This window comes from Gordonia sp. 135 (assembly GCF_009720185.1).
Taxonomy (GTDB): domain Bacteria; phylum Actinomycetota; class Actinomycetes; order Mycobacteriales; family Mycobacteriaceae; genus Gordonia; species Gordonia alkanivorans.
Map to the genome: position 1 here is coordinate 1,770,211 of NZ_CP046257.1, position 18,050 is coordinate 1,788,260.

14 protein-coding genes and 1 riboswitch are annotated in these 18,050 nt (G+C 68.4%); of the genes, 7 read left to right on the forward strand and 7 right to left on the reverse strand.

Annotation, left to right across the window (positions count from 1 at the left end):
* Window positions 1–4: 4 nt before the first annotated feature.
* Complete coding sequence (locus GKZ92_RS08140) at window positions 5–1,090, reverse strand: alanine racemase (protein WP_006360740.1); 1,086 nt, start codon at window positions 1,088–1,090, stop codon at window positions 5–7.
* On the reverse strand, window positions 1,087–3,027 hold the full coding sequence (locus GKZ92_RS08145) for an SDR family oxidoreductase (RefSeq protein ID WP_127963405.1): 1,941 nt from the start codon (window positions 3,025–3,027) through the stop codon (window positions 1,087–1,089). Before GKZ92_RS08145 ends, GKZ92_RS08140 begins: the two co-directional genes overlap by 4 nt.
* A 171-nt stretch (window positions 3,028–3,198) precedes the next feature.
* Here GKZ92_RS08145 and GKZ92_RS08150 point away from each other — a divergent pair, with 171 nt between their 5' ends.
* Both GKZ92_RS08150 and GKZ92_RS08155 read left to right on the forward strand, forming a co-directional pair.
* Window positions 3,199–6,483: an error-prone DNA polymerase gene (locus GKZ92_RS08150; protein WP_006359164.1), complete on the forward strand. Its 3,285-nt coding sequence runs from the start codon at window positions 3,199–3,201 to the stop codon at window positions 6,481–6,483.
* Between the two features lie 46 nt (window positions 6,484–6,529).
* The gene (locus GKZ92_RS08155) at window positions 6,530–6,757 is read left to right on the forward strand and encodes a DUF167 domain-containing protein (protein WP_006359165.1); all 228 of its coding nucleotides are present in this window, start codon (window positions 6,530–6,532) and stop codon (window positions 6,755–6,757) included.
* Here the strand turns inward: GKZ92_RS08155 and GKZ92_RS08160 are convergent.
* Both GKZ92_RS08160 and GKZ92_RS08165 read right to left on the reverse strand, forming a co-directional pair.
* Complete coding sequence (locus GKZ92_RS08160) at window positions 6,754–7,218, reverse strand: tRNA (cytidine(34)-2'-O)-methyltransferase (RefSeq protein ID WP_006359166.1); 465 nt, start codon at window positions 7,216–7,218, stop codon at window positions 6,754–6,756. The two genes, GKZ92_RS08155 and GKZ92_RS08160, sit on opposite strands and share 4 nt — an antisense overlap.
* Window positions 7,219–7,264: 46 nt before the next feature.
* On the reverse strand, window positions 7,265–8,203 hold the full coding sequence (locus tag GKZ92_RS08165) for a serine/threonine dehydratase (protein WP_035750580.1): 939 nt from the start codon (window positions 8,201–8,203) through the stop codon (window positions 7,265–7,267).
* Between the two features lie 55 nt (window positions 8,204–8,258).
* On the opposite strand from GKZ92_RS08165, the gene GKZ92_RS08170 reads away from it, so the two are divergent.
* The 3 genes from GKZ92_RS08170 (at window position 8,259) to GKZ92_RS08180 (ending at window position 11,258) form a co-directional block, all read left to right on the forward strand.
* Window positions 8,259–9,164, forward strand: coding sequence for a bifunctional methylenetetrahydrofolate dehydrogenase/methenyltetrahydrofolate cyclohydrolase (locus GKZ92_RS08170; protein WP_187346476.1), 906 nt, complete (start codon window positions 8,259–8,261; stop codon window positions 9,162–9,164).
* 167 nt (window positions 9,165–9,331) lie between these two features.
* The gene (locus GKZ92_RS08175) at window positions 9,332–9,565 is read left to right on the forward strand and encodes a DUF3017 domain-containing protein (RefSeq protein ID WP_210735478.1); all 234 of its coding nucleotides are present in this window, start codon (window positions 9,332–9,334) and stop codon (window positions 9,563–9,565) included.
* A gap of 163 nt (window positions 9,566–9,728) precedes the next feature.
* Window positions 9,729–11,258: an Hsp70 family protein gene (locus GKZ92_RS08180; protein WP_155225692.1), complete on the forward strand. Its 1,530-nt coding sequence runs from the start codon at window positions 9,729–9,731 to the stop codon at window positions 11,256–11,258.
* Window positions 11,259–11,298: 40 nt separating this feature from the next.
* Here GKZ92_RS08180 and metX read toward each other — a convergent pair whose 3' ends face one another.
* Together metX and GKZ92_RS08190 are read right to left on the reverse strand one after the other, a co-directional pair.
* Window positions 11,299–12,453, reverse strand: coding sequence for a homoserine O-acetyltransferase MetX (gene metX / locus GKZ92_RS08185; RefSeq protein ID WP_006359171.1), 1,155 nt, complete (start codon window positions 12,451–12,453; stop codon window positions 11,299–11,301).
* Window positions 12,454–12,469: 16 nt separating this feature from the next.
* Window positions 12,470–13,792 (reverse strand): bifunctional o-acetylhomoserine/o-acetylserine sulfhydrylase, encoded by a 1,323-nt coding sequence (locus tag GKZ92_RS08190; protein ID WP_006359172.1) that lies wholly within the window; start codon window positions 13,790–13,792, stop codon window positions 12,470–12,472.
* A gap of 63 nt (window positions 13,793–13,855) precedes the next feature.
* A riboswitch (SAM riboswitch) is annotated at window positions 13,856–13,977 on the reverse strand.
* 273 nt (window positions 13,978–14,250) lie between these two features.
* Between GKZ92_RS08190 and GKZ92_RS08195 the strand changes: the two genes are divergently transcribed.
* Window positions 14,251–16,155 (forward strand): cutinase family protein, encoded by a 1,905-nt coding sequence (locus GKZ92_RS08195; RefSeq protein WP_155225160.1) that lies wholly within the window; start codon window positions 14,251–14,253, stop codon window positions 16,153–16,155.
* An 89-nt stretch (window positions 16,156–16,244) separates the two neighbouring features.
* A complete protein-coding gene (locus tag GKZ92_RS08200; protein ID WP_042376719.1) occupies window positions 16,245–17,519 on the forward strand; it encodes an MFS transporter in 1,275 nt (424 codons plus the stop codon).
* A gap of 10 nt (window positions 17,520–17,529) precedes the next feature.
* On the opposite strand, the gene bfr is transcribed toward GKZ92_RS08200, so the two are convergent.
* Window positions 17,530–18,015 (reverse strand): bacterioferritin, encoded by a 486-nt coding sequence (gene bfr, locus GKZ92_RS08205; RefSeq protein ID WP_035750583.1) that lies wholly within the window; start codon window positions 18,013–18,015, stop codon window positions 17,530–17,532.
* Between the last annotated feature and the right edge of the window lie 35 nt (window positions 18,016–18,050).

Consider the following 18,050-nt stretch of genomic DNA (forward strand, 5'->3'; position numbering starts at 1 on the left):
GGCCTCAGTTGTTGCGGCCCCGCGCGATCACCGGCCAACGGGTGTCCGAGCCGTCGATCGCCACCAGCTCGTCGACGAGGTTGACCGCGTTGCACACGTGATTCGGCACCACGCGAACAAAACTCCCGATACCGGGGATGCGCTCGTCGGACGACCCGGCCGGGAACTCCACCACCGCATGATGTTCCGACAGCATCACGATGCGGGCGTCGTGATGATCGAGGAGCCGGCCGTACCCGGTCGCCCAGGCGGCGCGGTCGGCACCGAGGATCTTGCTGCCCGCGTCGAGGACGACCCGGTGGTTGTCACGGCGCACCACCGTCGCGACCGCGGTCAACGAGACCTCGTCGAAGCCGCACGAGCCGATCTCCACCTGCTGTGCGTCGTTGAACGGGTACACGCCGGGCCGGATCTCGGTCAGGACGTTCGCCTGCTCGGCGTCGAGCAGGCCGACCGTCGGGGTCGAGCCACCACTGCGTACCCGCGGTTCGATTCCGTTGGCGCGCAATCCGTCTGCCGCCGTCGCCAGTGCGGCCAGCTCCTGGGTGGCCGCGTCGCGTCGGGTGTCGCCGAGGCCGTAGGAGTGGCCGGGGAAGGTGAACACGCCGATCACGTCGAGTCCCTCCGCGACACCCGCCGCGCCGACCGAACCGGCCAGTTCGGGGGTGACGCCGGTGCGGTGCTGGCCGGAGTCGACCTCGACGAGCACCTGCAACCGGGCCGGACCCACCGCGGAGGCGAGATGCCGTGCGCCGGCGAGCGAATCGATCCCCAATCGCAGGGTGACCCGCTCGGCGAGGGCGCGGAGTCGAGCTGCCTGGCCAGCGGTCGGCCACAACGGGTACGCGATGAAGATGTCGGTGCACCCGGTGACATCCGCGGCATCGGCGAATGCCTCGGCCTCGCCGATGGTCGCCACGGTCAGGCCGACCGCGCCGTGCTCGATCTGCAGGCGGGCGATCTCGGCGCATTTGTGAGTCTTGGCGTGTGGCCGCACGTCGACCCCGACGCTCCGGGCTGCTCCGGCGAGGGCGGCGAGGTTGCGGTCCAGGCGGTCGACGTCGACCTCGAGGTACGGGGTGTCGATCACGCGTCGCGACCACCCGAACGGCGGGCACGCCCCATCGCTGCCGCCGACTCGCCGAACAGCAGGTACTCCAGATGCAGGATGCGGGTGGTCAGGTCGGGCGTGAAGCGGTGCCCGATCTCGGCGATCGTCCCGACGACCGAGCTGACCCGCTTGGGCCGGTCGACGATCGCGTGCAACACGCGGGACGCGGCCTTGTCCACATCCCAGGTGCCGGGCTGGTTGTCGTAGGCCTCGGTGGGCGAGATCATCCGCGTCTTCACCAGCGGCAGACGCACATTGGAGAATGTGACGTGGTCGGAGACGGTCTCGGTGCCGGTGACGTCGCTGAACGCCTCCAGTGCCGCCTTCGACGCCGCGTAGGCACCGAAGCGCGGTCCGCGGGACTGCACCGCGATCGAGGTCACGTTGACCACATGTCCCGACCGCCGGGCCACCATGTGCGGCAGGAGTCCGAGGATGAGGTTGACCGCGCCGAAGTAGTTGACCGCCATGACCCGGTGGTAGTCGTGCGAGCGCTGTACAGAGTTCACGGTGGCGCGCCGGATGGACCGGCCGGCGTTGTTGACCAGCACGTCGACGTGACCGTGCTCGGCGAGCACCGACTTGATCAGTGCGTTGACCGACTCCTCGTCGGTGATGTCGCACTGGTAGGCCACCGCCCGGCCCGGCGGGATGCCCTTCTTGCTGGTCGTCGAATTCAATTCGTCTGCGGCGGAATCGAGTTCCTCGGCAGACCGGGCCACGATCATCACGTTGGCGCCGCGGGCGACACACATCCGGGCGGTGGCCTTGCCGATACCGCTCGACCCGCCGGTGATGAGGATGTTCTTGCCCACCAGCGGACCCCGGGGGTCACGGCGCCGGTTGCGGGAGCGGTCGAGGTGGGCAGACCAGTACTGCCACAGGCCGGGTGCGTACTCGGTGAAGTCGGGAACGCTGATCCCGTGCTCGTGGAGGACGGCGTGGGTGGCGTCGGAGGAGAAGTCCACCGGCAACGACACCGCGTCGAGCACCGCTGACGGGATACCTTGTTGGGCGGCAAGGAGATTGCGGCCGACGCGGGCGGGTCCCATGGCCGACAGAGCGAGCGCGGGCTCGACCACCGAGTGCGGGATGACGTCGAAACCGCGGGGCGCTCCGAATGCCGGGGCGAGGGCGTTGTACATCTCGGTGGTGGTGAGCGAACGCCGGTCGCCGAGATGGAACACCAATCCGCTGCGTTCGGGGTCCACGGCGATGAGCGCGACCATCGCGGCGGCGACGAAGTCGACGGGCACCATGTTGAGCGTGCCGAGGTCGGGCATCGGCAACCGCAGTCTCGACGGCAGGTGGCCGAGCGCGGCGAGATGCCCGAAGAAGTAGTAGGGACCGTCGATCTTGTCCATCTCGCCGGTTCGCGAGTCGCCGACCACGATCGACGGCCGATACACGCGCCACCGCAGGCCCTCGCGCTCGCGGACGACCCGCTCCGCCTCGAACTTTGTCCGGTGATATGCCGTCGGAAAACCTTGGCCGACTTCGAAATCGGCTTCGGTGAACCGGCCGCGATGATCGCCGGCGACGGCGACCGAGGACACGTGGTGGAACAGGGCGTCGTGGGTGATGGCGAAGTCGGCGACGCGAGAGGTGCCGATGACGTTGGCCGCGCGCTGCGACTCGGCGTCGGCGGCCATGTCGTAGATCGCGGCGAGATGGACCACGTGGTCGAACTCCGGCAGGTCATGCGTGTCGAGGCCGAGGCCCGGGCTGGTCAGGTCCCCGACGACCGGGGTCACCCGACCGGTGGCACCGAGCTCGTCGAGCAGGGCGTCGAACGCCGATCGTGAGGATTCGCGAACCAGGGCGTGGATGGTCGCGCCGGGGTCGACGGTCAGAAGTCGATCGATGACGCGTCGGCCGATGAATCCGCTGCCTCCGGTGATGAAGTAGCTGGTCATGTTGGGATCCCATCATGTGAGCGGGCATGTCGCCCGCTGGATGTCCTCGTCCCCCCGATGGGAGATGGAATCTGTCTGATACTCAGAGTTGCACTTACTTGTGCCGAGCGCAACGACCGCGGGGCGGGAATCGAGATGTCCATTCGAATGCATGTTCGATAGACTGCTCGGGTGGGCTGGGATCAGGGACCACCGACGTGGTCGGAGATGGAGCGGGTGCTCTCCGGTCGGGCACCCGACGGCGGGCGTCCGGGTACCGCTTTCGGCCCCGATGACAGCGACCACGCCATGTTCCCGGGCGACGGCGGCGACAGCCCGGCCTGGTCGCGCAAACGAGGCGCCTACCAGGCGGAGGACATCGCGCGCGGCTCGTCGTCGGTGGCCTATGCCGAACTCCACGCCCACAGCTCGTACAGCTTCCTCGACGGCGCGTCGATGCCGGAGGAGCTGGTCGAGGAGGCGGAACGGCTCGGACTGCAAGCGCTGGCCGTCACCGATCACGACGGCTTCTACGGCATCGTCCGGTTCGCCGAGGCCGCCCGCGAGTTCGGCATGCCGACGGTCTTCGGTGCCGAGCTGTCGCTGGAACCCGACATCGCCCGGAGCGGCCTCAACGATCCACCGGGAGAACACCTGCTGGTCCTCGCCCGCGACGGCGAGGGCTACCGGCGGCTGTCGCGGACCATCGCCGAGGCACACATGGTGGCGGGCGAGAAGGGCTTGCTGCGTTACGACCGCGACGCCCTGTCCGGCGCCGGCGACGGACACTGGCTGATCCTCACCGGCTGCCGGAAGGGCGCGGTCCGGCGGGCGCTGGACCGCGGCGGTGTCCCGGCCGCGGAGATCGCGCTGCGGGAGATGATCGAAACCTACGGTCACGGCAACGTCGTCCTGGAACTCACCGCCCAGGGCATGCCCGACGACGACGAACGCAATGCGGTGCTCGCCGGTCTCGCCGCACGCGCCGGGGTGCCGACGGTCGCCACCACGGGTGCGCACTTCGCCGCACCCCGACGCCGCCGGCTGGCGATGGCGATGGCGGCGGTTCGGGCACGCACCGACATCGAGACCATCGCCGGCTGGATGCCGGGGGTCGCCGGCGCACACCTGCGCAGCGGCGACGAGATGGCCCGGCTGATGCCCGCTCACCTCGACGCGATCGACAACGCGGTCGGCATCGCCGCAGACTGCGCCTTTCGGCTCGGTCTGATCGCGCCGGAGTTGCCGCCGTTCGACGTGCCGGAGGGGTACACCGAGGCCAGCTGGTTGCGCGAACTCACCATGACCCGCGCCCGGCGCCGATACGGCACACCCGTCGAACATCCGCAGGCCTACCGGCAGATCGAACACGAACTCGCCATCATCGAAACCCTCACGTTCCCCGGCTATTTCCTCGTCGTCGCCGACATCGTCGACTTCTGCAAGGCCAACGACATCCTGTGCCAGGGCCGGGGGAGCGCCGCCAACTCGGCGGTCTGTTACGCCCTGGGGATCACCAACGTCGACCCGGTCGCCAACAAGCTGCTGTTCGAGCGGTTCCTCGCCCCCGAACGCGACGGGCCGCCCGACATCGACGTCGACATCGAGTCCGACCGTCGTGAGGAGGCCATCCAGTACGTCTACCGCCGGTACGGCCGGGATCGCAGCGCGCAGGTGGCCAACGTCATCACCTACCGAGGCAAGTCGGCGATCCGGGACATGGCGAGGGCGCTGGGATATGCGCCCGGGCAGCAGGATGCCTGGGCCAAGTCCCCGGACGCCGCGCCATCCGACGTGACCGATCTGGCCGGTGAGATCCTCGGTATGCCAAGGCATCTGGGTATCCACTCCGGTGGCATGGTGATCTGTGACCGGCCCATCGCCGACGTCTGCCCCACGGAGTGGGCGCGGATGGAGAACCGCAGCGTGCTGCAGTGGGACAAGGACGACTGCGCGGCCATCGGGCTGGTCAAGTTCGACATGCTCGGTCTCGGGATGCTCTCGGCGCTGCACTACGCGATCGATCTGGTCGCCGAGCACAAGGGCATCGAGGTCGATCTCGCCACGCTCGACCTCGCCGAACCGGCGGTCTACGAAATGCTGTGCCGCGCCGACTCGGTCGGTGTGTTCCAGGTGGAGTCCCGCGCCCAGATGGCGACCCTGCCGCGGCTGAAACCGCGCTGCTTCTACGACCTGGTCGTCGAGGTGGCGTTGATCCGCCCCGGACCCATCCAGGGCGGTTCGGTGCATCCCTTCATCAAACGGCGCAACGGAGACGAGCCGGTCACCGTCGAACACCCGTCGATGCACAAGGCCCTCGAGCGGACGCTGGGTGTGCCGCTGTTCCAGGAGCAGCTGATGCAGCTGGCCGTCGACGTCGCGGGTTTCGACGCCTCCGAGGCAGACCAGCTGCGTCGGGCGATGGGTTCCAAACGGTCGCCGGAGAAGATGGAACGCCTGCGCAAACGCTTCTATGCCGGCATGGAGAAGCTCCACGGCATCACCGGGGACACCGCCGACCGCATCTTCGAGAAGATGGCCGCCTTCGCCAACTTCGGCTTCCCGGAGAGTCATTCGCAGAGTTTCGCGTCGCTGGTCTTCTACTCGTCGTGGTTCAAGCTGCATCACCCGGCCGCGTTCTGCGCGGCGCTGCTGCGGGCGCAACCGATGGGTTTCTACTCGCCGCAGACCCTGGTCGCCGACGCCCGCCGGCACGGGGTGGCGGTCCATCGCCCCGACATCAACGCTTCTCTTGCTCACGCGACGCTGGAGAACGAGGGCCTCGACGTGCGGCTGGGGCTCGACGAGGTGCGCGGGGTCGGGGAGGAGGTGGCCCAGCGGATCGTCGACCGGCGCGCCGACGGCCCGTACACCGACATCACCGACGTCTCCCGCCGGGCCGCGTTGAGCGCCAAGGAACTCGAGGGTCTCGCCGGGGCCGGGGCCTTCGACGGTTTCGGTCTCAGCAGGCGACAGGCGCTCTGGGAGGCCGGGGCGGCCGCGACCGTTCGTGACGACCAGCTGGAACTGCGATCGGCGGGTGCCACGCCGACGCTGCCCGGCCTGTCCGACATCGAGCTGGCGGCCACCGACGCCTGGGCCACCGGTATCACCCCGAAGTCGTATCCGACGCAGTTCCTGCGCCCTCGGCTCGACGCGATGGGGGTGGTGGCCGCGGACCGGTTGCTGTCGGTGCCCGACGGCGCGCGCGTACTGATCGGCGGCGCGGTGACCCACCGCCAACGACCTGCGACGGCCTCCGGCGTGACCTTCATCAACCTCGAGGACGAGACCGGAATGGTCAACGTGGTGTGTTCCGTCGGCCTCTGGGCGCGGTACCGTGTATTGGCACAGACCGCACCGGCATTGCTGGTGCGCGGTCGGGTACAGAATGCCGAAGGCGCCGTGACCGTCGTCGCAGATCGTTTGCAGCGCATGGATCTTCGAGTGGGAACCAGATCCAGAGACTGGCAGTAGCCCGTGAGGGCCTGCCGGAGTGACAAACTACGAATCGGGGACATCGATGTCGCAGCAGGTCGTGGTGACCGTCAAGCCGAAGAGCAGCAAGGGGCCGCTGGTGGAAGCCGGCCCCGACGGAACCCTCACCATCTACGTTCGCGAACCCGCCACCGAGGGTCGTGCCAACAAGGCGGTCGCCGAACTGCTCGCCTCACATCTCGGCGTACCCAAGAGCAAGGTCGCGCTCATCGGCGGGGCCACCGCCCGCACCAAGCGGTACCGCGTCGACTAAACGGCGCCGGCGAAACCGTTCTGCCGCCATGCCTCGTAGACGACGATGCTCGCCGCGTTGGCGAGGTTGTGTGATCGACGGCCGGCGAGCATCGGGATGCGCACCCGGTCGGTGACCTCGGGTTCGGCGAGAACCTCGTCGGGCAGACCCGTGGGTTCCGGACCGAACAACAGCACATCGCCGGGCCGGTAGTCGACATCGGTGTGATAGCGCTCTGCGTGTGCGGTGAACGCGAACACCCGCTCGGGCTTCAGCGTGGTCCACGCCGTCACCAGGTTGGGATGCACGGTTACATTGGCCATTTCGTGATAGTCCAGCCCCGCCCGCTTGACCTGGGCGTCGGACATCGAGAACCCCAACGGTTCGATGAGGTGCAGTTCGCACCCGGTGTTGGCGGCCAGCCGGATCGCGTTTCCGGTGTTCGGCGGGATGCAGGGTTGATAGAACATGATCCGGAACATGATGTGCCCAGCGTAGTCGCACGGCTCGGCGTCGATGACGGCGCCGCTACAGGTCGGAGCCCGTGTTTGCCCCGCACAGCACGATGCACAGCGTCGAATCCGGTTCCGGCCGAACCGCTCCGGTGGTCACCGCGGCGACGGCGGCAGCGGTGCCGTGTTCGACGAGGATGCGGTGCGAGTCCCACAGCATCCGCCGCGCGGCGATGAGCTGGTCGTCGGTCACCAGCACGCTGTCGACGCCGGGGTGCTGCGCGGCGGTCTCCCAGCAGATGTCACCGACGCGGGTGGCGCCGAGGGAGTCGGCGGCGACGCTCTCGAGTTCGACCGGGACCGGCGACCCCGCTGCCCGCGCCTGGTGAAGACATGACGCCCCGAGGGGTTCGGCACCCACGAGACGGTCGCCCGGACGCAGGGTCGCCGCGAGGCCCGCGATGAGGCCACCGCCACCGACACAGACCACGGTGGTGAGCGGACCGGGGATGTCCTCGGTCACCTCGAGGCCGATCGTGCCCGCACCCGCGACGATGTCGGGCAGGTCGTAGGCATGCAGCGGGAGCGCGCCGGTGGTGGCGGCGAGTTCGACGGCGGCGTCGGCGGCGTCCTGATAGCGCAGCCCGACGAGGTGCACCTGCGCACCCAGGGTTCGCAACGTCTGGACCTTGACCTCGGGCGCGGTTTCCGGGATCACGACGGTGCACGGCACGCCGGCGATCCGTGCGGCCCAGGCGGCGCCGATCGCGGCGTTGCCTCCCGATGCGACGAGAACCCCGGCGTCGGTCAGTGTTCCCTCCGCGCGTGCGTGCAGCGTCGCCCACAGGCTGCCCCGCACCTTGAAACAGCCGCCGAGCTGGAGGTATTCGAGTTTGAAGACGACGTCCCGGGGGCCGTCGACGGACTCGATGGCGGTGCGCAGCGTCGGTGTCCGCCGCACGAGCGGGGAGATGGTTGCCGCAGCGAGGTCGACGTCGGCCCGTGTTGCTCTCACGGCACAGACAGTAGTGGCTCACAGCAGAGTCGCCGTGGATGGAAGAATGTCGGGCGTGACCGCGATACGACTGGACGGCAAGACCACGCGCGACGAGATCTTCGCAGATCTCACCGAACGGGTGAACACACTGCGCGAGGAGGGCATCACCCCCGGTCTGGGCACCGTGCTCGTGGGCGACGACCCGGGCTCGCAGTCCTATGTGAAAGGCAAGCACTCGGACTGCGCCCGCATCGGGGTGGCCTCCATCCGCAAGGACCTCCCGGCCGACACGACCACCGAGCAGCTCAACGCCGCGATCGACGAACTCAACGCCGACCCGGCCTGCACCGGATACATCGTGCAGCTGCCGCTGCCCAAGCACCTCGACGAGAACGCGGCGCTCGAGCGGATCGACCCGCTCAAGGACGCCGACGGACTCCACCCCATCAACCTCGGGCGACTCGTACTCGGCAAGGAGTCGACGCTGCCGTGTACACCGCGCGGCGTCATCCACCTCCTTCGTCGTTATGACGTCCCGATCGCCGGTGCCCGCGTCACCGTCGTGGGTCGCGGTGTCACCATCGGCCGGCCTATCGGTCTGCTGCTGACGCGCCGCAGCGAGAACGCCACGGTCACCCTCTGCCACACCGGCACCGCGGATCTCCGGTCGGAGGTCGAGCGCGCCGACATCGTCGTCGCGGCCGCCGGCGTGCCGCATCTGATCACCAAGGACATGGTGAAGCCGGGTGCCGCGGTCATCGACGTGGGCGTCAGCCGGACCGACGAGGGCCTGGTCGGCGACGTGCATCCCGACGTGTGGGAGGTCGCCGGACACGTCTCGCCGAACCCCGGCGGCGTCGGACCGCTGACGCGCGCGTTCCTGCTCGTCAACGTCGTCGAACGGGCCGAGCAGCAGCTCGCCGCCCAGCAGGCCGCTGCCGGCGCCGTCGCCGGGGTTGAGGGCGGCGGCACGGCGTGAGCCCGGACGAGCCGCGCGTCGGTCCCACCGGAGCGGATCTGCCCTCGTCGGATCCGAATCGGTTGCGGCCGCCGGCCTCGGGTGACGGACATCACGATGCCGAGCCCGGGCCCGAGCCGGTGCGGGGGGTGCGTGCGGTTCTCGTTCAGATCCCGTACCTGCTGGTCATGCTGGGTGTCCTGGCGGCTGCCCTGCTCGTGATGTTCGACCGATGGCGACGCGGATCCTTCGTGTTCGGTGCGGCGCTTCTCGTCGGAGCGCTGCTCCGTGCGTTCATCCCGTCGTCTCAGGCGGGATTGCTGCAGGTCAGAGGGAAATTGTTCGACGTATCGGTGATGGCGACGGTCGGCGGTGTGATGCTCTGGCTCGCCACATCGATCGACTCTCTGGGCACGGATTGATTACAATAGAGACCTGAGCGTGACCTTCAGAACGAGTGGTCGCGCCTGACCAGGCAACTCTCTGCCGAGCAGCACCGAGTACGACGCTGGGGCAGACGCACCGACCGCTGGAGTACGTATCACCGCAACACCGACCGATGACCATGTGAACGAAGCGACGTCGATGGGCGTGTCGGCAGGCGCCGGCATGATCCACTACGTCCTGCTGACGCGTGACGATCTCGGCCGCAGCGTGGTGGATTCCCGCGTCATCGACGTCGACCCGACCGACGGTCTCGACGGTGCGGGCCGCGTCAACGCCGGCATCGACGTCATGCTCGGCGCCGCCCGCGAGGCCGGCGCCCGGGTGGGTCCGATCGGAGTGGCTGCCCGGACCGCCGCTCAACGACGCCACCTGCGATCGCGGGGGAGCGGCCCCCGTCGCCAGATCCGATTGGTCGCCGAGGACGAGGCCGTGGTCGCCTACCTCGCCGACACCGGCGAGATCGATCGATTCTCCACCGCCGTCGTCGTCGACTGCGGCGACACCGGCATGTCGATCTACACCGTCGATCCGCGCAGTCGCCGGATCACGGGTGTGGAACGCTCGACGGTCCTCAGCGGACGTCGTCTCGACCGTGCCATCGCCGCGAACCTCACCGCCGACAATCCGTCGCTCGGGGACGCCTCGCGCACCCGCGCCGGTCGCAGCGAGTTGCTCAGCGCCTGCCGGACGGCGAAAGAAGAGATCTCCTACGGACATTCGGGGTCCGGCGGTCCCTCGGTGGCACTCCCGGGCGGTGCCGGGCGGGTCGCGCTGACCGAATCCCATGTGGCGGACGCGGTGGCGCCGATGGTCCGCGAGGCGCGCGAGGTGTTCGACCGATACGTCGCCGAAGCGTCCGCCCGCGGAGTCGACCCCGATGCGGTGGTCTTCGTCGGCGGTCTCGCCAATCTCCCTGCGGTCCGCGACCTGGCCCGCGGCCACGACTTCGACACGGTCTGCCCGTCGACCCCGGAACTGGTCGCGGCGACTGGTGCGGCTCTTCTGGCCGGCGAAACCTATTCGGGCACAACCCGGCTCGCCTTCATCGGCGGACAACGGCAGCGCGAGTGGCTGTCGGCCACACCGCTCGCGGTTGCGGGCGCGATCATCGCCGCGGCCCTGATCACCGTCTATGCGGTCAGCTCTTCGTTCGCCGAACGTCAGATCACCGAGCCGTCGTCGACGGTGAGTAGCGTCCCCGCCGCCGCCACGACGAGCGAGCGGAGCTCCGAGCCGGCGCCGACGACCACCTCGGCCCCGGTGACGCAGATCCCGGACCAGCCGGTCGAGCAGACCTACGAGCAGCCCACCCAACCGCTGCAACCGGTTGAGCCGCCGGCGTGGAACCAGCAGCCGGGCTGGGCCACCACCGAATTGCCGCCGACCGCGCCGTCGACCGGGACGAGCACACGCACGTTGTCGCCGTTCCCGTGGCCGACGCTGCCGTTCGCGCCGGGCTCGACACCCCCGATCCCGCCGACGCTGTTGCCCAAGGAGATCCGGCCGCGGAACACCACGCCGGCTCCGCCGCCGCTGACGCCGACACCGAACAGATCGGTACCCAATCGGTCGTCGGGGTCAGCGCCTCGCGAAGAGACACCGGAATCCGGAGCCGTGCGGACGGCACCACCGGCGTCGTCGAGTACCCCGGTACCAGTCCCGCGCTGAGCGCAGACGGCCGGTTTCAGACCGGGGAGGATCCGAAAAGTCAGGCGTCGCGGCGAGCGAGCTCGACCGTGCGCTTGAGCAGGTCGCTGATGGCGTCGAACTCGGTGAGGAAGCCGTCGTGTCCGGTGTCGGAGCGCACGACCTGCAAACCGCCGACACAGTTGCCCAGTTCTTCGGCGAGCTCGGCCTGTAACCGCAACGGGTACAGGCGATCCGAGTCGATTCCGCCGACGATGACCGGGACCTTGCACTCGTTGAGCGCCTTCTGCACGCCGCCGCGGTTGCGGCCGACGTCGTGATGGTTGAGGACCTCGGTGAGCACCACGTAGCTGCCTGGATCGAAGCGCTGCATCAGCTTCGACGCCTGGTGCTCGAGGTAGCTCTGGACGGCGTACCGGCCGCCGAGCAGCGGCTGCTCGTCGCCCTGCGGTTCGTTGGCGAAGCGCTCGTCGAGTTCGGGCTCGCTGCGGTACGACAGATGCGCGATCTGACGGGCGATGCCCATCCCGGTCAGCGGCGTCTGGCCGGTTCCGTGGTAGTTGCCGCCGTGCCAGGCCGGGTCGGACTTGATGGCGGCGATCTGAGTGGTCTGGATGCCGATCTGGTCGGCGGTGGCGCGGGCACCGACGGCCAGCACCAGTGCGCTGCGAACGCGCTCCGGGTATTCGATGGCCCATTCGAGTGCGCGGGCCCCGCCCATCGATCCGCCGAGAACGGCTCCGACGCTGCGGATTCCGAGGCGGTCGAGGAGCGCGACCTCGGCGCGGACCTGGTCGAGCACGGTGATCTGCGGGAAGCGTGATCCCCAGGGCCGACCGTCGGAGGCGAGAGACCCGGGACCGGTCGATCCCTTGCACCCACCGAGCACGTTGGCCGAGATGACGCACCACTCGTCGGTGTCGATGGCCTGGCCCGGGCCGATGAGGCCGTCCCACCAGCCGGGTGTCTCGTGCTCGGCGTCGGCGGGACCGGTGACATGGGAGTCGCCGGTGAGTGCGTGCAGGGTGAGGATGACGTTGTCGCGGGACGGCGACAACGTCCCCCAGCGCTGGAACGCCAGGGTGACGTTGTCGATCCGTTCACCGCTGTCGAGAGGCAGCGAGCCGATGCTCATGCCGACGAGCTTCCCGTCCGGGACCGATTCCCAGTCGGGCTGATCAGACGCTTGCGCGTTCAGGTCGATACTCACCGACAAAACTGCCTCACCTGTCCTATTTGGCGGCTGCGAAGCCCTGTTCGAGATCCGCCAGGATGTCGTCGATTCCCTCGATGCCCACGGCCAGGCGCACCAGGCCCGGGGTGACACCCGCGGCGAGCTGCTCCTCGGGGGTCAGCTGGCTGTGGGTGGTCGAGGCCGGATGGATGACCAGCGAACGGACGTCGCCGATGTTCGCCACATGGCTGTGCAGGCTCAGGGCGTCGACGAACTTCTTGCCCGCGTCCACACCGCCGTTGATCTCGAAGGCGATGATCGCACCCTGGCCCTTGGGGGCGAGTTCCTGGCCGCGCTGGTACCACGGCGAGGACTCGAGGCCGGCGTAGGCGACGGACTCGACCTGCGCGTGACCCTCGAGGAACTTCGCGACCTTCTGCGCGTTGGCGACGTGGCGCTCGATGCGCAAGCTCAGGGTCTCGAGGCCCTGGGCGAGCAGGAAGGCGTTGAACGGTGCGATGGCGGCACCGGTGTCGCGCAGCCACTGGACGCGGGCCTTGAGCGCGAAGGCCGGGGCGCCGAGGTCGGCGAACACCGCACCGTGGTAGCTCGGGTCCGGGGTGGTGAAGCCGGGGAACAGGTCTTCACCGTCACGCTGGACGCGCCAGTCGAAGGTGCCGCCGTCGACGATCACGCCGCCGATCGCGGTGCCGTGTCCGCCGATGTACTTGGTGGCCGAGTGGACGACGACGTCGGCGCCGTGGGCCAGCGGGTTGATCAGGTACGGGGTGGCGACGGTGTTGTCGATGATCAGCGGCAGGCCGTTGCGGTGTGCGACCTCGGAGATGCCCTTGATGTCGAGGATCTCGTTGTTGGGGTTGGAGATCGACTCGCCGTACAGCGCTCGGGTGTTGTCCTTGATGGCCGCCTGCCACGACGCGGGATCCTCGGGATCCTCGACGAAGCTCACCTCGATGCCCAGCTTCGGCAGGGTGTAGTGGAAGAGGTTGTAGGTGCCGCCGTACAGACGCGGGCTCGACACCACGTGACCGCCGGTTTCGACGATGTTCAGGATCGAGTAGGTCTCGGCAGCCTGACCCGACGACACGAGCAGGGCCGCGACGCCACCCTCCAGGGCCGCGATCCGCTGCTCGACCGCGTCCTGGGTCGGGTTCATGATGCGGGTGTAGATGTTGCCCGGCTCCGCGAGACCGAAGAGGTTCGCCGCGTGCTGCGTGTCGTTGAAGACGTAGGAGGTGGTCTGGTAGATCGGCAGCGCCCGGGCGTTCGTGGTTGCGTCGGCGGCCTGGCCTACGTGGATCTGCTTGGTCTCGAAGCTCCACGTGTCGGCTGGATTGGTGCCTTCGTTGGCATCAGACATGACTGTTGATCACTTTCTACGGTCGGCAGGGCCAAACTCGACCCTGTTGGGGTCCGACCTTCGGACCCGCGCTTGCCGGGGCTTCGCTTCCGCGATCCCACAACCCGGTCATCACCCGGAGCACCCCACCGCGGTTGGAGGGTTGCCGATCAGCAAGCCGGGGCTTGTCGCTGATACTCATGACCTGGCGACAAGGATATAACACGGATGTGAGTGCCAGAGAACCCTCCCGGTCACGCCGAATCGAACTCCTCATCAGCGTTCCGAAACGTGTACTGAGCGTGTCCTCCGAGCGGTTGAAATCGGTAGATGTTCAGCGTGAATCGCCAGTACAAGATCATTAGCAGTTCTCAGCGTCCTGTCAGGTTCGCTTCGATGCCCTAACGTTCGGGTCAATCCCGGCGGAGGACGCCTCTTCATCCCTGAAGCGTTTCCGGGTGTGGTGAGGAGTGGGCCTCATGAAGGCAATGAAGCATCTCAGGTCGCGTCGGACGTCGTTTCTGATCGCAACCGCGACCGGCGTGGCGGTGGCCGCGTCTTTCGGCCTGGTCGGCGGGGTCCCCGAGGCGAAGGCGGACTCGTGCGGCGCGGGCGCGGTCGTCATCGTGGGCGGCACCAACGACCCGGAGGGGCAGTACCTCGTCGGCGTGAAACAGCGCTACACAGGGCTCGGGCCCGACAATCAGCCCGATCCGAACTCGCCGTACGCCAGCGACAACGCCTACCAGGTCATCTATGCGGACTATCCGACGACCCTGTGGCCACTGGGTGCGACGGGATACGACTCGAGCGTCGCGCAGGGGACCGCAGCGACCAAGTCGACGATCGCCGGCTACCAGTCGCAGTGCCAGGGCAAGCCCGTCGTCGTGGCCGGGTACTCGCAGGGCGCCCGTGTGGCCGGTGACGTGCTGTCCGAGATCGGGAACGGCACGGCCGGTGAGGTCGTCGCGATCGACGAGAACGGTGAACCGTTGCTCGACGACGACGGCAACCCGGTGATGGTGACCATCGACCCGGATGTCATCAGCGGCGAGCTGTACTCCGATCCGCGACGTGCCGGGGACAAGACCGGGCGGGGTATCGAGCTGTCGATGATCGGTGTGATCCCAGGTCTGACGATGTCTGGGCCGCGCGGCGCGAACGGTGCGGATGCGGGGTTCGGAACGGTGTCCGATCGGGTGGTGTCGGTGTGCATCGACGGCGACCCCATCTGTGACCTGCCGGATCCGCTGTACGACCCCATCGGTGCCATCGACGGCATCCTCGGATACCAGACGAAGCACTTCCTCTACCCGTACGCGATGTATCGCGACCCCGCGTCGCAGTGGGCGACGCGGCCGGTCTCGTGCAGCGGCGCGGGGACCGCGACCGGGACGGTCTGCATGGTGGGGGCGAAGTCCGCTTTCGCCGAGTTGGTCCAGGGCTGGGCGAACGACCTCGGGTACACCGGCGAGATCGGCGACTTCCTGTCCGGTCGTCCGACGATCGGCCTCCCGTTGGGCATCACCTTGGCCAACCTGCAGCCCGTCGTCCGTCTGGTCCAGGGATTCCTGCCCCCGCTGCCGCAACTCGGTTACGGCGCCTACCTGCCCGACCTCTTCGTGTTCGAGGACATCCTGCAGGGCATCGTCAGTCTGTCCCCGGCACGACTCATGCGTGGTGTGAATGCTCTCGCCGCGAGTGTGCGCAGCATCGTGCTGCTGCCGGTGAACTTCGTGCGGTACTGGGCGGGCGCGATCGTCGGACCGTCGATCACCTCGCAGCCGAACACCCTTGCACTGCCGGCCGACGATGACTCCTCGGCATCGGTGGCGCTGGCCCGGTTCGTCGCCACGGTCGACGACGATCCCGAGACCACGGCTCCAGAAGTCGAGGCGTCGGGCAGCGGTAGCGGTTCGCCCGCGGTCACCGAGGTGGCCGACGGTCAGTCGATCGGCGACCCGTCTGCGGGCACGGACACCTCGGCGCCGGTCACCGACCACGACAACACCCCGGCCGGTGGTGGAGACGGGACCGACTCGTCGACCGGAGGCACCGACCCGGGCGTCACGCGGTCGGAGACCGACTCGTCGGCCGGGCCGTCGTCGGATGACGGCGCCTCGGGTGCGGGTGGTCCTGACAGCGACACCGACGATTCCGGCAGCACCGACTCCGGGGCCCCGGATTCGGGTGGTTCGGATTCGAGCGGTTCCGACAGCGGCTCGGGCTCCGGGGGCTCGGATTCGAGCGCTTCCGGCCGCGGCGACAGCAGTAGCGGAGGTTCAAAGTCGGACTCCGGTGGCAGTGGCTCGGATTCCAGCAGCTCCGACGGCAGCGGTGGCGGTTCGGACAGTTCTTCCGGCGGTGATTCCGGCTCGGAGTAGGCGCTGTACAACGACTGGTCGTTCGCTGTGTGAACGAACTCACCGGCCGTCGGGGAATGGTGGTGTCGGAGGGCCGGTTGGCATGAGGCGTGCCTGAAGCCCCCACGACGACCACCGGTGCACCGGACGACCTCGCCATCGACGTGCTCGACGACGCGACGTCGGACGTCGCAGAGCGCCCCTCCTCGGGGATCTCGAGCAGAGCCCGCAGGCTGACCATCCTCGCGCTCGCCCTCGGCGGTTTCGGTATCGGAACCACCGAGTTCGTCGCGATGGGTCTGCTACCGAACATCGCCGGTTCCCTCGGCGTCTCCGAGCCCACCGCCGGTCACGTCATCTCGGCCTACGCACTCGGCGTGGTGGTGGGCGCTCCGCTGATCGCGGCGCTCACCGCGCGGATGTCGCGGCGGGTGCTCCTGATCGCCCTGATGGTGGCGTTCACGATCGGCAACCTCGCCACGGTCCTGGCGCCGTCGTACGGACTCCTTCTCGTGGCGCGGTTCGTCGCCGGTCTTCCGCACGGTGCGTACTTCGGCGTCGCGGCACTGGTCGCCGCGCACCTCGCCGGTCCGCGTCATCGCGCCAAGGCGGTCGGGCAGGTGATGCTCGGTCTCTCGGTCGCGAACGTCGTCGGCGTACCGGCGGCGGCCTGGCTGGGGGAGACGTTCGGGTGGCGCACCGCGTTCGCGATCGTCGTCGCCATCGGCATCGCGACCGTCGTGTCACTGGTCCGTGTGCTCCCGAGCCTGTCCGGCATGACGATCACCGACCCGCTGACCGAACTCGGCGCGCTTCGGCGATCTCAGGTGTGGTTCACGCTGGTGATCGGTGTCGTCGGCTTCGGCGGGATGTTCGCCTTCTACACGTACCTGAACTCGGCTCTCACCTCGGTGACGGGGCTGCCGGTCTCGATCGTGCCGATCGCCCTGATGCTGTACGGCCTGGGCATGGTGACCGGCAACTTCGTCGGCGGCTGGGCGGCCGACCGCAACGTCTCGACCGCGATCCTCGCCGGATTGTCCACCAGTGCGGTGGCGCTCGCCGCCTTCGCCGTACTCGCCGAGAATGCGTGGGCGGCACTGATACTCACGTACCTCGTCGCGCTGACCGGAACGACGATGATCCCCGCGCTACAGACACGTCTGATGGACGTCGCAGCCGACGCCCAGACGTTGGCCGCCGCCCTCAATCACTCGGCGCTCAACATCGCCAATGCCGCGGGCGCGTTCCTCGGAGGCGTGGTCGTCGGTGCCGGATGGGGATTCTTGTCACCGGCGGTGATCGGCGCGGTCCTCGCTGTCGGCGGCATCGCGGTCGCTGTCGTCGCGTTCATGACGGCGCGTCGCCGCCCGGTCCCCGCCTGAGCGCGGAACGTCAGCCGTTGGTCGGCGGCGTCGCCATCGTCTTCGACAGGTAGAGCGGTTCGCCGATCTTGTTGATCAGCTCGAGCTGGGTTTCGAGGTAGTCGATGTGCTCTTCCTCCTCGGCGAGGATCTTCTCGAGGAGGTTCGCGCTGGTGATGTCGCCCTTCTCGCGGCACATCGCGACGCCCGGGCGCAGTCGTTCGACGACCTCGACCTCGATCGCCATGTCCGACTCGAACTGTTCGCGGATGGACTGACCGATGCGCAGCGGCAGCAGACGCTGGTAGTTGGGCAGCGCGTCGAGGAAGAGGATGCGGTCGGTGAGGATCTCGGCGTGCGTCATCTCCTCGATGGACTCGGCGCGCGTCTTGGCCGCGATCTCCGTGAGACCCCAGCTCTCCTGCATCTTCGCGTGGAGGAAGTACTGGTTGATCGCGGTGAGCTCGCTCGTGAGCTGCTCGTTGAGCAGTGCAATGACCTCGTCGTCGCCACGCATATGACAGCCTCCCGTTAGCCGGACAATCGTAGTGA

What these genes read in the sequence shown, in the direction of transcription:
- GKZ92_RS08145 (WP_127963405.1), bottom strand. Translation starts at nt 3,027, where the DNA reads ATGACCAGCTACTTCATCACCGGAGGCAGCGGATTCATCGGCCGACGC.
- GKZ92_RS08155 (WP_006359165.1), top strand. Translation starts at nt 6,530, where the DNA reads ATGTCGCAGCAGGTCGTGGTGACCGTCAAGCCGAAGAGCAGCAAGGGG.
- GKZ92_RS08160 (WP_006359166.1), bottom strand. Translation starts at nt 7,218, where the DNA reads ATGTTCCGGATCATGTTCTATCAACCCTGCATCCCGCCGAACACCGGA.
- GKZ92_RS08175 (WP_210735478.1), top strand. Translation starts at nt 9,332, where the DNA reads ATGCTGGGTGTCCTGGCGGCTGCCCTGCTCGTGATGTTCGACCGATGG.
- GKZ92_RS08180 (WP_155225692.1), top strand. Translation starts at nt 9,729, where the DNA reads ATGGGCGTGTCGGCAGGCGCCGGCATGATCCACTACGTCCTGCTGACG.
- GKZ92_RS08190 (WP_006359172.1), bottom strand. Translation starts at nt 13,792, where the DNA reads ATGTCTGATGCCAACGAAGGCACCAATCCAGCCGACACGTGGAGCTTC.
- GKZ92_RS08195 (WP_155225160.1), top strand. Translation starts at nt 14,251, where the DNA reads ATGAAGGCAATGAAGCATCTCAGGTCGCGTCGGACGTCGTTTCTGATC.
- bfr (WP_035750583.1), bottom strand. Translation starts at nt 18,015, where the DNA reads ATGCGTGGCGACGACGAGGTCATTGCACTGCTCAACGAGCAGCTCACG.